This window comes from Sinorhizobium sp. KGO-5 (assembly GCF_036245905.1).
GTDB classification, from domain to species: Bacteria; Pseudomonadota; Alphaproteobacteria; order Rhizobiales; family Rhizobiaceae; genus Sinorhizobium; species Sinorhizobium meliloti_A.
The window spans coordinates 154603-170162 of record NZ_BDIZ01000001.1; the positions used below are offsets into that span (position 1 = coordinate 154603).

A 15560-nucleotide genomic window follows, 5' to 3' on the forward strand; every position below is an offset into this window, starting at 1 on the left:
AATCCATGAGAGGAGACTGTCGTGAGCACGGGATTTTTCGGCGATATCGCCAAGATCAAATACGAGGGACCGGAAAGCACCAATCCGCTCGCCTTCCGCCATTACAATCCGGACGACGTCGTCCTCGGCAAGCGGATGGAGGATCATCTGCGCTTCGCCGTCGCCTACTGGCACACCTTCGTCTGGCCGGGCGGCGATCCCTTCGGCGGGCAGACCTTCGAACGCCCCTGGTTCAAGGATTCGATGGATGCCGCCAAGCTGAAGGCGGATGTCGCCTTCGAATTCTTCCAGCTTCTCGGCGTACCCTACTACTGCTTCCACGACGCGGACGTGCGCCCGGAGGGGCGGAACTTCGCCGAGAACACGAGCAATCTCAACGAGATCGTCGATTATTTCGCCGGGAAGCAGGAAGAGACCGGCGTCAAGCTGTTGTGGGGCACGGCGAACCTCTTTTCCAACCGCCGCTTCATGGCCGGGGCCGCGACGAACCCGGACCCGGACGTCTTCGCCTTTGCCGCCGCGACGGTGAAGACCTGCATCGACGCGACGCAGCGGCTGGGCGGCGAGAACTATGTGCTCTGGGGCGGACGCGAGGGTTATGAGACCCTGCTCAACACCGACCTGAAGCGCGAGCTCGATCAGCTCGGCCGCTTCCTCAATCTGGTCGTCGAATACAAACACAGGATCGGCTTCAAGGGCACGATCCTGATCGAGCCGAAGCCGCAGGAGCCGACCAAGCACCAGTACGACTACGACGTCGCAACCGTCTACGGCTTTCTCAAGCGATACGGCCTCGAAAACGAGGTGAAGGTCAACATCGAGCAGGGCCACGCGATCCTTGCCGGACATTCCTTCGAGCACGAGCTGGCGCTCGCCAATGCGCTCGGCATCTTCGGTTCGATCGATATGAACCGCAACGACTACCAGTCCGGCTGGGACACCGACCAGTTCCCGAACAACGTGCCGGAAATGGCGCTCGCCTATTACCACGTGCTTGCGGGCGGCGGCTTCAAGACCGGCGGCACGAACTTCGACGCGAAGCTGCGCCGCCAGTCGATCGACCCCGAAGATCTGCTGGTCGGCCATATCGGCGGCATGGATTGCTGCGCGCGCGGCCTGAAGGCGGCCGCGAAGATGATCGAGGACAAGGCGCTCTCCGCACCGCTCGAAGCGCGCTATGCCGGCTGGAACGTGCCGGAGGCGAAGAAGATGCTCGACGGCGGCTTCTCGCTCGAGGAGATCGAGGCCTGGGTGCGGAAGGCCGACGTCAACCCGCAGCCGAAGTCCGGCAGGCAGGAGCTTCTGGAAAACGTGGTCAACCGCTACGTCTGACGGGCACGGAGATCCTTTTTCGCGAGGGGGGCACAAGCCGATTGCCCCTCGCGAAGAATCTGCTAGCTTCTGGCTCCTGCAACGTTGCAGGTGTATCAGCTGCTGCGAATTCGCGGACCGGAAGCACTGGAAGTCAACGGTCGGCCGCAGTGCCGGCACATCGGACACCGCTCCATCAGGGAGGAAGTTGTATGAAGACGATCAAAGGACCGGGGCTGTTTCTTGCGCAATTCGCCGGCGATGCGGCACCCTTCAATTCCTGGGATTCGATCACCAAATGGGCAGCCGATTGCGGCTATAAGGGCGTCCAGGTCCCGAGCTGGGACGGCCGGCTCTTCGACCTGAAGAAGGCTGCCGAATCGAAGACCTATTGCGACGAGGTTGCCGGCAAGGCGCGCGACAACGGCGTCGAGATCACCGAGCTTTCGACCCACCTCCAGGGCCAGCTCGTTGCGGCGCATCCCGCCTATGACGAGGCTTTCGACGGTTTCGCCGTTCCGCAAGTTCGCGGCAATCCCCGCGCGCGCCAGGAGTGGGCGGTCGAGCAGGTGAAGCTGGCGCTGACCGCCTCGAAGAACCTCGGCCTCGATGCGATGGCAAGCTTTTCCGGCGCACTCGCCTGGCCCTTCGTCTATCCGTGGCCGCAGCGCCCGGCGGGCCTGGTGGAGACCGCCTTCGACGAGCTCGCGCGGCGTTGGAAGCCGATCCTCGACCATGCGGAGGATTGCGGTGTCGACGTGTGCTACGAGATCCATCCGGGCGAGGACCTGCACGACGGCATCACCTACGAGATGTTCCTGGAGCGCACCGGCAACCATGCCCGCGCCTGCATGCTCTACGACCCGTCGCACTATGTGCTGCAGTGCCTCGACTATCTCGAGAATATCGACATCTACAAGGACCGCATCCGGATGTTCCACGTCAAGGACGCGGAGTTCAACCCGACCGGACGCCAGGGCGTCTATGGCGGCTATCAAAGCTGGGTGAACCGTGCCGGCCGCTTCCGCTCGCTCGGCGACGGTCAGGTGGATTTCGGGGCCGTCTTCTCGAAGATGGCCGCCAATGACTTTGCCGGCTGGGCCGTCGTCGAGTGGGAATGCTGCCTGAAACATCCGGAAGACGGCGCGCGCGAAGGCTCCGAGTTCGTGAAGGCGCATATCATCCGCGTCACCGAAAAGGCCTTCGACGATTTCGCCGACAGCGGCACCGACGAGGCGGCGAACCGGCGGATGCTGGGAATCTAGTTCGTGATCTCACTGTCTGCCCCTCACCCGAACCCTCTCCCCGCAAGCGGGGAGAGGGGACTTGCCCCGCGGTCCCGCCGTGACAAAAGGAGGCGTCGCCACGAGTCCATTCGCCCCGCCTGCGGGGAGACGGTCGCGGCAGCGGGATGAGGCGCAGTTCCACGCCAAACACTTCAGAAGAGGAAACAGAATGGCTATCGAGGGAAGCAGTACGGAAACGCGTCAGAAGCGCATTCGGCTCGGAATGGTGGGCGGGGGCTCGGGCGCCTTTATCGGCGCGGTGCATCGGATCGCCGCCCGGCTCGACGATCACTACGAGCTTGTCGCCGGCGCGCTCTCGTCGACACCGGAGAAGGCCGAGGCTTCGGGCCGCGAGCTCGGGCTCGACCCATCGCGCGTCTATTCGGATTTCAAGGAAATGGCGATCCGTGAGGCGAAGCTGAAGAACGGCATCGAGGCGGTGGCGATCGTCACCCCGAACCATGTTCACTATGCTGCTGCCAAGGAATTCCTGAAGCGCGGCATCCATGTCATCTGCGACAAGCCGCTGACGTCGACGCTCGCCGATGCGAAGAAGCTCAAGAAGGCGGCCGACGAAAGCGATGCGCTCTTCGTGCTGACGCACAACTATACCGGCTATCCGATGGTGCGCCAGGCGCGCGAAATGGTCGAGAATGGCGACATCGGAGCCGTCCGCCTCGTTCAGATGGAATATCCGCAGGACTGGCTGACCGAGAATATCGAGCAGTCCGGTCAGAAGCAGGCCGCCTGGCGCACCGATCCGGCGCGCTCCGGCGCCGGCGGCTCGACCGGCGACATCGGCACGCATGCCTATAATCTCGGCTGCTTCGTATCCGGCCTCGAACTCGAGGAGCTCTCCGCCGATCTCGACAGCTTCGTTGGCGGGCGGCAGCTCGACGACAATGCGCATGTGCTGATGCGCTTCAGGGAAAAGGACGGAACGCGCGCCAAGGGGATGCTGTGGTGCAGCCAGGTGGCGCCCGGCCACGAGAACGGTCTGATGGTGCGCGTCTACGGTACCAAGGGCGGTCTCGAATGGACGCAGAAGGATCCGAATTACCTCTGGTACACGCCCTTCGGCGAGCCGAAGCGTCTGTTGACGCGCGCAGGCGCCGGCGCTTCGCCGGCGGCGGCACGCGTATCGCGCATTCCGTCCGGCCACCCCGAGGGCTATCTCGAAGGCTTCGCCAATATCTATACGGAAGCGGCACGGGCGATCTATGCCAAGCGCAACGGCGGGAAGGCGGATCCTTCCGTCATCTATCCGACGATAGACGATGGCATGAAGGGCATGACCTTCGTCGATGCCTGCGTGCGTTCCTCGGAGCGCAACGGCGCCTGGATCAAGGTCTGAACCATTCAAGCCGGAGCATTTCCGCGACCGGTGAAAATGGAGATGTTCCGGAGAAGGGCGGGGATACCTCGCCCTTTTTCATTGACATTTGCCGCCGCGGCCTTAGGCCACATCCACAGACGAGGGCGAGACTTCCATGGCCCGCCTTACCATTGACCCGTACGCAGCCATGCCTTCGGTCCGGCTGCGCAGACGATGAGGCTCAAACGATGATCGAAGCCAAGAAACTGGCAGAGCGTTTTCCCGGCGACTTTGTCTTCGGCGTTGCGACCGCATCCTTCCAGATCGAGGGAGCCAGCAAGGCGGACGGGCGCAAAGCCTCCATCTGGGACGCCTTCTCCAATATGCCGGGGCGCGTTTACGGGCGCCACAACGGGGACGTCGCCTGCGACCATTACAACCGGCTGGAGCAGGATCTGGACCTCATCAGCGGCCTCGGCGTCGAGGCCTACCGCTTCTCGATCGCCTGGCCGCGGATCGTACCGGAGGGCACCGGGCCGATCAACGAGAAGGGGCTCGACTTTTACGACCGCCTCGTCGACGGCCTGAAGGCGCGTGGCATCAAGGCGTTTGCAACCCTCTATCACTGGGACCTGCCGCTGGCGCTGATGGGCGACGGTGGCTGGACGGCGCGCACGACCGCCTATGCCTATCAGCGTTACGCCAAGACCGTGATTGCGCGTCTCGGCGATCGTCTCGATGCGGTCGCGACCTTCAACGAACCGTGGTGTTCCGTCTGGCTCGGCCATCTCTACGGTGTCCATGCACCGGGCGAGCGCAACATGGATGCAGCACTTGCCGCACTGCACTTCACCAATCTCGCCCATGGGTTGGGGGTTGCGGCGATCCGCTCGGAACGGCCGGAGCTGCCGGTCGGCATCGTCATCAATGCCCATTCGGTCTATCCCGGCAGCGACAGCGCCGAGGACAAGGCCGCTGCAGAGCGCGCCTTCGATTTCCACAACGGCGTCTTCTTCGATCCGATCTTCAAGGGCGAGTATCCGGAGGGTTTCCTCTCCGCGCTCGGCAAGCGCATGCCGGCGATCGAGGACGGCGACATGGCAACGATCGCCCAGCCGCTCGATTGGTGGGGGCTCAACTATTATACGCCGATGCGCGTTTCGGCAGACTCCGCGAAAGGCGCCGAATATCCGGCGACCGTCAATGCCAAACCTGTCAGCGACGTGAAGACCGATATTGGCTGGGAAGTCTATGCGCCGGCTTTGGGCAGCCTGGTGGAGACGCTCAATGCGCGCTACAGGCTCCCCGATTGCTACATCACCGAAAATGGCGCCTGCTACAATATGGGCGTCGAGAACGGTACCGTCGACGATCAGCCTCGGCTCGATTACATTTCGGACCACCTCGCCGTCACCGCCGATCTCATTGCCAAGGGTTATCCGATGCGGGGCTATTTCGCCTGGAGCCTGATGGATAATTTCGAATGGGCGGAGGGCTACCGGATGCGCTTCGGCATCGTTCACGTCGATTACGAGACACAGGTCCGCACGATCAAGAAAAGCGGTCGCTGGTATAAGGATCTCGCGGAACGGTTTCCGAGGGGCAACCACAAGCCGGGATGACGCCGGAGCGGGCGGACGGCAGTTCTGCACAAAAAGAGTAGACTTTTGCGTCGCACTTTGGGGCTCCGGAAAAACGTACCTGTAAAAGGGCGCGCTCGCGCGCCATAAGATCCACATGCTCCTCGGCATGGCAGTCATGCCGGGGAGGCGTTGAACTGACCGGTTGGCCGATGATAGAGAGTTGCTCCACGTTTCGAATGCCTTGCCGAATGTTTGTCTGACGAGGCGACATTTTTTCCGTGCCGGCCCTATTTAGCAGGGACCGGAGTTTCGAACATCCGAGAGCATCATGTATCCTCCCATCGTTTTGATCCCTCCTGCGGGGGCGACCGGACAATGACACTCCCTCGATCCGAGATCTCGGCCGGTGATGCGGTCGTCTTCGATGCCGTGTCCAAGCGCTTTGCCGCCTCCGGCGGAAATACGGCCTTCACTGCGCTCGACAATGTCAGCCTGACGGTCACTCGCGGCTCGATCACCGGTATCATCGGCCGTTCCGGCGCCGGCAAATCGACGTTGATCCGGCTGGTAAACGGCCTCGAAAAGCCTTCGAGCGGCAAGGTGTTCGTCGATGGCGTCGATGTGGGTGCGCTGGACGAGGCGGGCCTGCGCGATCTCCGCCGCTCCGTCGGCATGATCTTCCAGCATTTCAACCTGCTTTCCTCGCGCACCGTCTTCGGCAATGTCGCGCTGCCGCTCGAAATCGCCGGCATGGATCGGCGCGCGATCGAGCAGCGTGTGCGCCCGCTTCTCGAACTCGTCGGTCTTGCCGACAAGCACGGGCGCTATCCGGCGGAACTGTCGGGCGGCCAGAAGCAGCGCATCGGCATCGCCCGGGCGCTTGCGACCGAACCCAAGCTGTTGCTTTCGGACGAGGCGACCTCGGCGCTGGACCCGGAAACGACGCAGTCGATCCTGGAATTGCTCAGACGGATCAATGCGGAGCTGGGCCTTACCGTTCTGCTCATCACTCACGAGATGGAGGTCGTGAAAGCGATCACCTCCGACGTGGCAGTGATCGACAAGGGCGAGATCGTCGAGCGAGGGCACACTTTCGATGTCTTCACGCATTCCAGGCACGAGACGACGCGGGCGCTGCTTTCCGGTCTGGCGGGTTCGAAACTGCCGGAAGCCGTTGCCAGAGGCCTGAGGCCGGCGGCGGCAAGCGGCGATCGCGTCGTGGTGCGCCTCACCTTTTTCGGGGCAGCGGCGGAGCGCCCGCTGATCTCGCAGCTCATCCAGTCGGTCGGTGCCGAGGTCAACATCATCGCCGGCACGATCGACGAGATCGGCGGCAAGCCCTATGGCTCGCTCGTCGTCGCCTATGGCGCCGATGCCGAAACCTCGGGCAAGGCGGAGCGCTTCTTCGCAGAAAACGGACTGGTCACGGAGGTGCTCGGCTATGTCGCCTGATCTTCTGCTTCGCATAGGCAGCGCCACGCTCGACACGATGTACATGGTGGCGATCGCCGGCCTCGTGGGCTCGCTGATCGGGCTGCCGATCGGCATCTTCCTGGCGACCAGCGGCAAGGGCGAGCTGTTTCCCGCACCCAATCTCAATCGCGCGGTGGGACTTGTGGTGAACGCGACGCGGTCGACGCCCTTCATCATCCTCGTCGTGGCGATCATTCCGTTGACGCGCCTCATCACCGGTACCTCCATCGGCACCAAAGCGGCGATCGTGCCCTTGACGATTGCGACCATTCCCTTCGTCGCCCGCCTTGTCGAGGCGGCGATCCGCGACGTCGACAAGGGGTTGATCGAGGCGGCGCGCGCCATGGGCGCCACCCCGATGCAAATCGTCTTCAAGGTCCTGCTTGCCGAATCGCGGCCGGCGCTGACGCTGGCGCTCACCATGACGATCGTCAGCCTCATCGGCTATTCGGCGATGGTCGGCGCGGTCGGCGGCGGCGGTCTCGGCGATCTGGGCATCCGCTACGGTTATCAGCGCTTCATGCCCGACGTGATGCTCGTCGTGGTCGTCGTGCTCATCGTACTCGTACAGCTCGTCCAGAGCGCCGGCGACCGGATGGCGCGGCGCTTCGACAAGCGCAGCCGCAAGACCTGATCTTTCCGACACACCACCAGCAACAAGGAGACATCCATGAAAAACCTCATTCTCGCGGCGGCCTTCGCCGCCCTGGCTGCCGGCACGGCGCTTGCAGACACCATCAAGGTCGGCGTGACCCCGGGCGAGCATGCCGAGATCATGGAGAAGGTGAAGGAAGTCGCCGCCCCCAAGGGCCTCGACATCGAAATCCTCGAATTCTCCGACTACGTGGTTCCGAACCAGGCGCTCGCCGACGGAGACCTCAATGCCAATTCCTTCCAGCACCAGCCCTATCTCGACAACCAGATCGCCGATCGTGGCTTCGACATCGTCAGCGTGGGCCTGACCATCACCACGCCGATGGGCGTTTATTCGAACAAGGTGAAAAGCCTCGATGAGCTGGAGGACGGCGCCACGATCGCCATCCCGAACGATCCGACCAATGGCGGCCGCGCGCTCCTGGTCCTCGCATCGAAGGGCCTCATCAAGGTCAATCCGGATGCCGGGCTGAAGGTCACCCCGGCCGACGTGACGGAAAATCCGAAGAACATCGAGTTCGCCGAGCTCGATGCGGCGCAGCTGCCGCGCTCGCTGGCCGATGTCGACGCGGCCGTGATCAACACCAATTACGCTCTCGAGGCCGATCTCCACCCGAAGGAAGACGCCATCGCCATCGAAAGCGAGAAGTCCCCCTACGCCAACGTCATTGCGGTGCGTAGCGCAGACAAGGATGCGCCCTGGGTGAAGACGCTCGTGGAATCCTACCACGACGACAAGATCAAGGCTTTCATCGTAGAGCACTTCAAAGGTGCGCTTATCCCGAGCTGGTGAAGATCGCACCGGCGGGAAGCGGGTACATGCCCCGCGAAAGCCGGTGTTAACGGCAGTGGAGGCGCTTGCCACGGGTCCCTTCTTCCCGCCCGCGGGGAGAAGGTGCCGGCAGGCGGATGAGGGGCATCGACCGGGTGAGTCGATTGGACTGGAGCAGTTCAACGTTTCATGGAAACACTGAAATGCTCTGACCATTTGGTCCAACGCACTCCCGGACGGAAAACCGTTACGGACTTTTCCTGGACGTGCTCTAGCTTCCGAGATGCCGCGCACCGCGCTTCTTGGCAAGCATGATCTGCCTCTGCCTCTGGCGATAACGCTCGCGATCCTCTTCGGTGCGGGTGTCATGGCAGTGAACGCAGGAGACGCCTTCCTCGTGAAGATGCGACTGGAGGTCGTCGGGCGTCAGCGGCTGGCGGCAGGCATGACAGAGCGTGTGCTCGCCCTCCTGCAGCCCGTGGGTTACGGACACGCGCTCGTCGAAGACGAAGCAGGCGCCTTCCCAGAGGCTCTCTTCCGGCGGTATTTCCTCGAGATATTTGAGGATGCCTCCCTTGAGGTGATAGACCTCCTCGAAGCCCTGGTCTTTCATGAAGGCCGTCGCCTTCTCGCAGCGGATACCGCCGGTGCAGTACATGGCGATCTTCGGCTTGTTGTGCAGGCCGCTATTGCTGCGCACCCACTCGGGAAATTCCCGGAACGTCTTGGTCTTGGGGTCGACGGCTCCCTGGAAGAGGCCGATGGCCGTTTCATAGTCGTTGCGCGTGTCGATGACCAGCGTTTCCGGATCGGAGATCAGCGCATTCCAGTCCTTCGGCTCCACATAGGTGCCGACCACCTTTTTGGGGTCGATGTTTTCGACGCCCATGGTGACGATCTCCTTCTTCAGGCGCACCTTCATGCGCAGGAAGGGCATGGCCGAGGCCCGGCTCTCCTTGTGTACCAGGCCGGCGAATTCCGGCTGCGCGCGCAGACAGGCCAGGACCGCCGCAATGCCTTCCTCGGTGCCGGCGATCGTCCCGTTGATGCCCTCATGCGCAAGAAGCAGCGTTCCCTTCACCCCATTGGCGTCGCAGATCGCCTGCAGCGGCTCGCGGAAACCGGCGAAGCGCGGAAAGCATACGAAGTGGTAGAGGGCGGCCACCAGAAACTGGCCCGGCGTCTCCGGGCGGCGCGATGTCGTGAGCATGTCGGTCATGCGGCACGCAAATACAGCTTTCGGGCGCCAAGTGCAATTGCGGCGAATCACGCCTGAGCCTGACTTTCGGGAAGCGTTCTACCTTCCGGCTTCGAGCCAGAGCAGTTCGAGGGTTCGGCTCTCCCTCCGCGGCCGGTCGAGAAAGACCGCATCAGCGCGCTTCAAGGCCTCACGCCTCAGCGCGTCCTGCCTGGCCGCGACATTCGAAAGAAAATGTTCCCTGCTGTTGCCGGCAAGGTCGGGCCGCTCGTCGACGAGCGACATCAATTCGGCGATGTCATTCAGATGGCCGAGCACGTCGACCAGTTCGCTGGCCTCCGCTCTCTTTGCCCGCATCCCCGATGGCCACGCCTCGCGAAGCAGGGCAAGCTGAATTCGGTAATCCTGTGCGCTTTTGCGCAAGTCGTGAAACAGCGCCGTATCGGTGCTGGCCGCACAGGCTGCCCTGGCGCGTGCGGCGCGCCGCAATGTCTGCCGCCAGCCCTTCGCGAGGCGGCGGGCGGATTTCCGCCTGCCGTCATGGAAGGAAACATGCGCGAGTGCAGCGTGCGCCTTTCGGCAATTGGCGATGGTTTCCTCGATCTTCCGGTCGAGATCGCCTCGTTCTTCGGCAATCCGGTCGCGCCGGCTTGCGAGGATCGAGCAGACCTTGTCGAGGGCCAGCTGCTGCTCCTCGCTCGCCGCGTGCTGGCGCAGATAGCCGGCATTCTCGACAAGCGCTGCAGCGTCGCGGAATGTCGAGAGATTGCGTGCCATGGCGCGGAAGCGTGCGTTTTCCTGCCTCTGGAAGAGTGGCGCATCCGCGACCACGAGGCGATAGAGCGAGCGCAGGCGCTTGAAGCTCTTGCGCGCATCGTGAATCGCTTCATGCACGCCTTCGGGTTGAACCTCGAGCATCGCAATCGCGCGTTCGATCTGTTCCCCTCCGACGGCGCGGAAGTCCTCTGTAAAGGGGCGCTTCGGATGGAAGGCAAAGGTCATGTTTGCGCTTCCAGCAGTCCTTCGGTGGCAAGCGCCTGATTGGAGTAGCGGCGATCGCCGGTGATCTCGCGCCCAAGCCATGCCGGCAGGTTGGGCAGGTCCGTTTCCCGCTTCATTTCGACTTCGGCGACGGTGAGCCCTTCGAGCGCGCCCTCATAGACGTCGACCTCCCAGGTGAAACCCTTGTGCGGTATCCGGAAACGCCGTTTCTCGATGACGATGCCGATTGCCTGGGTCAATAATTCCCGCGCGTCGTGCATGGGGAGATCGTATTCGTACTCGTTGCGGACGAGGGCCGATTTGCCGATCTTGATGGTCAGGCGTGCCCGCTTGTTGCCGTGAATGCGCACGCGTACGGAGCGGTCTTCCATGGTGACGATGTAGGCCTGACGTAGCCTGATGCCCTTGTCCGCGTGTTGCCGCCAGCCGTCGGTGGCGACAAGAAACTTGCGCTCAATCTCCTTTGCCATGGATCTCCTGCCATTTCGAGATGTCGGCCGGCACAGACTACCGTTTAATCGATGTCGCTCAAGTCTTGTCCCTTCGATCACGATGATTTTAGATCGGATCGACCTGAAATCGTGAACGTGACCGGTCCTGACAAGTTAGAGCGGAAGCGGGCGGTACAGCGCGAATAGTTTTCCGCGCCCCGATCTGCCGGGCTCGACAACCGCAGACTGGCACGCTATGCGAGGGGCATTATTCAATCGTTTTAAAAGGACGATCGGCATGAGCGCGAAAACGGACAAGCTTCTCTCAATCCTCAAGCTGCAGCCGGTGGTTCCCGTCTTGGTGATCGACGATGCGGCGTCGGCGGTACCGCTCGCGCGGGCGCTGGTCGCCGGCGGCCTCAAGGCGATCGAGATCACCTTGCGCACGCCGGCCGCACTGGAAGCGATCCGTGCGGTCGCGGATGAGGTGGAGGGCGCCGTTGCCGGTGCCGGCACCATCCTCAATGCCGCCCAGTTCGAAGAGGCCGTCGCGGCCGGATCGCAGTTCATCGTCAGCCCCGGCACGACGCAGGAACTGATCGACGTCGCCAACGATCACGAGGTGCCGCTGCTTCCGGGTGCGGCGACGGCGAGCGAGGTCATGGGGCTGCGCGAAGAAGGCTACGGGGTGATGAAGTTCTTCCCGGCCGAGCAGGCCGGAGGCGCCGCCTATCTGAAGTCGCTCTCATCGCCGCTCGCGGGCACCCTGTTCTGCCCGACCGGCGGCATTTCGCTTGCCAATGCGCGCGACTACCTGACGCTTCCCAACGTCGTTTGCGTCGGCGGCTCCTGGGTGGCGCCGAAGGACCTGGTCGCCAGGGGCGACTGGTCCGGCATCACCAAGCTTGCGGCCGAGGCCTTCGCGCTCAAGGGCTGATCCCAGACGGCACGTGATGGAGGAGGGCCGGCAGTCGTCCGGCCACTTCATTCTTCACGCCGGTTTGTATTTCCGCGGCAACGTTCCTATGTCTCAATCGGCCAACGACGGAGCGGGGTGGGGCGTTCATGCTCGCCACCGCATGGACCGAAAAGGAGCAAGCCTGATGTTCGACGCGAAGAAATTGCTGGATCAGTTCCTGGGATCGCAGGTGCCCGGCGCCGGAGGGTCTGTCCGCGGCCGGGCGGATCAGGTGACCAAAGTCGCGAAGGACAATCCGCTTGCCACCGGCGCGATCGCCGCGGTTCTGCTCGGCACGAAATCCGGACGCAAGCTGGCCGGCAATGCCGCCGTCCTCGGCGGTCTCGCAGCCATCGCCGGCCTTGGCTATCAGGCCTACAAGAACTACCAGTCCGGCAAGGAGCCGGTGGCCGAGCCCGCACCACGCGCACCGGCCCAGTTGCCCGCGCCTCCCGCCGACTCCGGCTTCGCCGCGCCGGAAGCGCTGAGCGACGACTTCGCGCTCGTGCTGGTGCGCGCCATGATCGCCGCTGCGCGCGCGGACGGCCATATCGACGGCGCCGAGCGCGGCCGCATCCTGGACAAGCTGTCGGTTTCGGGTCTTTCCGCGGATGCGGCGGCCTTCCTGGAAGCGGAACTCGTCAATCCGATCGATCTCGACGCCATCATCTCCGCCGGGAAGACGGAGGAGGAGCGGGTGGAGATCTATACGGCATCCCGTCTCGCGATCGAGCCGGACGGCCGGGCCGAGCGCGGCTATCTCGACCTGCTTGCCGGACGGCTCGGCCTGGCCGATGGGCTCGTCGACCACATAGAGGCGACGGTTTCTGCGGCAAAGATTCCGGCTTGAACGGATTCAAGGGCGGGCGCCGATCCGTTCCGCTCATGGGTCGCATCACGAGTTTGAATTTGTCACCGCCCCGCGTCTGTCCTATTGCCAAACACGAATGCAAACGCGGGAGCAGTTGATGCGTGACCTTGCCGACTGGAAGGGATGCCCGGCGCCGAAACCGGTGCTCATCGAGGGACGATACGTTATCGTCGAGCCCTATGACCGGGCGAAGCATCTGAATGCTCTCTGGAACGATGCCTTCGGTGGCATGGCCATCAACCCTCTGCTCAGATATTTCTCCCAGGACGATTTTTCGGGCATAGAGGATTTCGACGCCTGGCTTTCGGCGGTTCAGCAGAAGTCGGGCTGGGTGACCGAAGTCTTTCGCGAACAGGCGAGCGGCAAGGTCGTCGGCATGGCAAACTACATGCGCGCCGATCCCGCCAACGGCGTCGTCGAGGTCGGCGGCGTCGCGCACGGGGCCGCCATGGCGCGGTCGCCGCTTTCGACGGAAGCGCACTATCTCATGGCCAGGCACGTGTTCGAGGACCTCGGCTATAGGCGCTACGAATGGAAGTGCCACAGCGAAAATCAGGCGAGCCGCACCACTGCGGCGCGCCTCGGCTTCACCTTCGAGGGCATTTTCCGTCAGCACATGGTTTCGAAGCGCGCCAATCGCGATACGGCCTGGTTCTCGATGATCGATCGCGAATGGCCGCTCATCAAGGCCGCTTTCGAGCACTGGCTTTCGCCCGACAATTTCGATCGCGATGGGCGCCAGAAGCAGCGCCTCGAGGATATCCGCGCAACGCTTGGCGCTGGGGAGGAGCGAAGGTGAGCACGCCCGAGAAGGAGAAATCGCCCGCCGTCGCGGCAGCCATCATTCTGCTGGTGGTCGGGATCGGCTTCCTCGCGTTGCCGTCGATCATGGTGAGGCTCGGCGACATATCCCCATGGCTTGCGGCCGCGGTCGGCTGCCTATTCGTGATAGGCTTCTTCCTGATCTTCTGGCTGCGCGCCCGCCATCAGCGCCGGAAGGGGCTGTAATTCTCGCGATCGACGCGCGCATGCGCTGACGCCGCGCCTCAGCTCTGCAGTGCCGCGCCCAGAAGCACCAGCCCGAGCAGCAGGACAAGCAAAGCACCAGCGATCTCGATGCCGTTCGAGATGCGCGCCGCAGCCGAATCGCTGGAGGCATAGCGCACGGCAATGCCCTTGGCCGTGACGGCCATGGTCGCCAGGATCGAAACGGTGATTGCCGTACCGATCGACATGGCGAAGACCGAAAGCACGCCGCCGAGATAGAGCCCGTTCAGGAGGGCGAAGGACAGCACGATCAGTGCGCCGGAGCAAGGCCGCAAGCCGACTGCGACAATCGCCGACCAGGCTTCGCTGAGCGCGAAGCGGTCGCCCTTCAGGAGCGCCGGATCGGGTGCGTGGGCGTGGCCGCAGGTGGCGCAGACCTCGCCAGGCCCATGCGCGTGGTGGTGATCGTGATGATGATGATGCTCGTGGCCATGAACGTCATCGGCGTGCATCGTGGCAGGGGCAGGGGCCGGACGCAGCATCGATCGCAGCTTGCGGAAGACCAGCCAACCGCCGAAGGCAGCGATCAGCGCATAGCTCGCGATTTCGAGTGCACGGGTGGCGTTCGTCATGCTGATCGAGGAGCCGCGCAGCACGAGATAGACGGCGCCGATCAGGAGGATGGCAACGACGCCCTGCAGGATCGAGGAGAGGAAGGAAAGCAACACGCCCCTCTTCAGTTCCGTCTCATTGGCGATCATGTAGGAGGAGATGACTGCCTTGCCGTGGCCCGGACCGGCGGCGTGGAAGACACCGTAGGTGAAGGAAAGGCCGATCAAGGACCAGAGCTGCCACGGGTTCTCGCGCATGTCCTTGAGCGCGTCGGTCAGCATTCGGTAGAAGCCCTGCTGCTCCATGTTCACCCAGGAAAAGAAACCGCCAAGAAAGCCTGTCGTCCGGATGGAGGGCTCGGCCGTGCCGATGCCGAGAGGCGACTGTGCGGCGGCGACGGTTGCGGAAAAGACCGTCAACAGGAAGGCGGCCGCTATCAGGCGGCCGGCGTCGCGGGCATTCAGCATGTGATCTCGATCCTGGTTGCAAAAAGCTTCGACGTGTCGGTCCCGGTCGGATCGTTCCAGAAGGCGTCGGTCAGCGTGTCCTTGTTCTCCGCCAGCACTTCGTCGGGATCGGGCCGCACCACCTGATGCTGGCAGGCCTCGATCTTTTCGCCGACGACGGAGAGGTCCTCGTCGGTGGGGAAATCCATGGCGGTATACATGGTCGGGTCGTAGACGCCGAAGGAAAGCTTGCCCTTAAGCGGCATGGTCTCGGCAGGCTTGACCGCAAACATCATCAGGAGCTGGTTATCCTTGTAATCGACGGTGATGCTGTCGGGTCTGCTGACCTTCACGGATTTGCCGTTGTCGGAAATCGACGTGTAATAGTTGTACTCCGCCAGCGACTCGAGCACCGTCTGGCCGACTTCCTTCAGTTCATCCGGGTCGAGCGTGGCGTTCGCGTTCTTGTCGAAGTCGAGAACGACGCTTGCCGAAAACAGCTCGTCGAACCGCCAGACATTCCTCAACTCGCCGATCCCGCCCGTTTCGTCCGAGACGATCTCGAGGCGGGCTTCCGCGAATATATGCGGGTGGGCGAAGGCGAGCGTGGGCGCGAGGAGCGTCGCAAGGCCGGCCATGACGAGGCTTTGTATTTTCATGG

Annotated in this window: 16 protein-coding genes; 11 read left to right on the plus strand and 5 right to left on the minus strand. The window is 63.1% G+C overall.

Annotated features, from left to right (window positions below):
- The first annotated feature begins 21 nt into the window (after positions 1-21).
- From xylA to BHD07_RS00695, 7 genes are all read left to right on the plus strand, one after another.
- Entirely contained in the window at positions 22-1332 is a 1311-nt protein-coding gene (xylA, locus tag BHD07_RS00665; protein WP_338277033.1) for a xylose isomerase, read from the plus strand.
- 191 nt (positions 1333-1523) lie between these two features.
- Complete coding sequence (locus BHD07_RS00670; RefSeq protein WP_018096677.1) at positions 1524-2576, plus strand: sugar phosphate isomerase/epimerase family protein; 1053 nt, start codon at positions 1524-1526, stop codon at positions 2574-2576.
- 190 nt (positions 2577-2766) lie between these two features.
- On the plus strand, positions 2767-3951 hold the full coding sequence (locus BHD07_RS00675; RefSeq protein ID WP_100672875.1) for a Gfo/Idh/MocA family protein: 1185 nt from the start codon (positions 2767-2769) through the stop codon (positions 3949-3951).
- 209 nt (positions 3952-4160) lie between these two features.
- Complete coding sequence (locus tag BHD07_RS00680) at positions 4161-5534, plus strand: GH1 family beta-glucosidase (RefSeq protein ID WP_338277036.1); 1374 nt, start codon at positions 4161-4163, stop codon at positions 5532-5534.
- A gap of 336 nt (positions 5535-5870) precedes the next feature.
- The gene (locus BHD07_RS00685) at positions 5871-6947 is read left to right on the plus strand and encodes a methionine ABC transporter ATP-binding protein (protein WP_338277038.1); all 1077 of its coding nucleotides are present in this window, start codon (positions 5871-5873) and stop codon (positions 6945-6947) included.
- Positions 6937-7602, plus strand: a complete 666-nt coding sequence (locus BHD07_RS00690) for a methionine ABC transporter permease (protein WP_018096681.1) — start codon at positions 6937-6939, stop codon at positions 7600-7602. The genes BHD07_RS00685 and BHD07_RS00690 overlap by 11 nt, the downstream gene beginning before the upstream one ends.
- Positions 7603-7638: 36 nt before the next feature.
- Positions 7639-8415 carry a MetQ/NlpA family ABC transporter substrate-binding protein gene (locus BHD07_RS00695; RefSeq protein WP_338277041.1) on the plus strand — a complete coding sequence of 259 codons (777 nt, stop codon included), beginning with the start codon at positions 7639-7641 and terminating at the stop codon, positions 8413-8415.
- 250 nt (positions 8416-8665) lie between these two features.
- Here BHD07_RS00695 and trhO read toward each other — a convergent pair whose 3' ends face one another.
- The 3 genes from trhO to BHD07_RS00710 all read right to left on the minus strand — a co-directional run bounded on the left by trhO (position 8666) and on the right by BHD07_RS00710 (position 11064).
- Positions 8666-9613, minus strand: a complete 948-nt coding sequence (gene trhO / locus BHD07_RS00700; protein ID WP_338277043.1) for an oxygen-dependent tRNA uridine(34) hydroxylase TrhO — start codon at positions 9611-9613, stop codon at positions 8666-8668.
- 78 nt (positions 9614-9691) lie between these two features.
- A complete protein-coding gene (locus BHD07_RS00705; RefSeq protein WP_338277045.1) occupies positions 9692-10594 on the minus strand; it encodes a CHAD domain-containing protein in 903 nt (300 codons plus the stop codon).
- Entirely contained in the window at positions 10591-11064 is a 474-nt protein-coding gene (locus BHD07_RS00710) for a CYTH domain-containing protein (RefSeq protein WP_100672881.1), read from the minus strand. The genes BHD07_RS00705 and BHD07_RS00710 overlap by 4 nt, the downstream gene beginning before the upstream one ends.
- A 259-nt stretch (positions 11065-11323) precedes the next feature.
- Between BHD07_RS00710 and BHD07_RS00715 the strand changes: the two genes are divergently transcribed.
- From BHD07_RS00715 to BHD07_RS00730, 4 genes are all read left to right on the plus strand, one after another.
- Positions 11324-11962 carry a 2-dehydro-3-deoxy-phosphogluconate aldolase gene (locus BHD07_RS00715; RefSeq protein WP_338277047.1) on the plus strand — a complete coding sequence of 213 codons (639 nt, stop codon included), beginning with the start codon at positions 11324-11326 and terminating at the stop codon, positions 11960-11962.
- Between the two features lie 166 nt (positions 11963-12128).
- The gene (locus BHD07_RS00720; RefSeq protein ID WP_338277049.1) at positions 12129-12833 is read left to right on the plus strand and encodes a tellurite resistance TerB family protein; all 705 of its coding nucleotides are present in this window, start codon (positions 12129-12131) and stop codon (positions 12831-12833) included.
- 118 nt (positions 12834-12951) lie between these two features.
- On the plus strand, positions 12952-13653 hold the full coding sequence (locus BHD07_RS00725) for a GNAT family N-acetyltransferase (RefSeq protein ID WP_338277051.1): 702 nt from the start codon (positions 12952-12954) through the stop codon (positions 13651-13653).
- Entirely contained in the window at positions 13650-13862 is a 213-nt protein-coding gene (locus tag BHD07_RS00730; RefSeq protein ID WP_338277053.1) for a hypothetical protein, read from the plus strand. The genes BHD07_RS00725 and BHD07_RS00730 overlap by 4 nt, the downstream gene beginning before the upstream one ends.
- Positions 13863-13900: 38 nt before the next feature.
- On the opposite strand, the gene BHD07_RS00735 is transcribed toward BHD07_RS00730, so the two are convergent.
- Both BHD07_RS00735 and BHD07_RS00740 read right to left on the minus strand, forming a co-directional pair.
- Entirely contained in the window at positions 13901-14920 is a 1020-nt protein-coding gene (locus BHD07_RS00735; protein ID WP_127709132.1) for a nickel/cobalt transporter, read from the minus strand.
- The gene (locus BHD07_RS00740; RefSeq protein WP_338277055.1) at positions 14914-15558 is read right to left on the minus strand and encodes a DUF1007 family protein; all 645 of its coding nucleotides are present in this window, start codon (positions 15556-15558) and stop codon (positions 14914-14916) included. The genes BHD07_RS00735 and BHD07_RS00740 overlap by 7 nt, the downstream gene beginning before the upstream one ends.
- Positions 15559-15560: the final 2 nt, after the last annotated feature.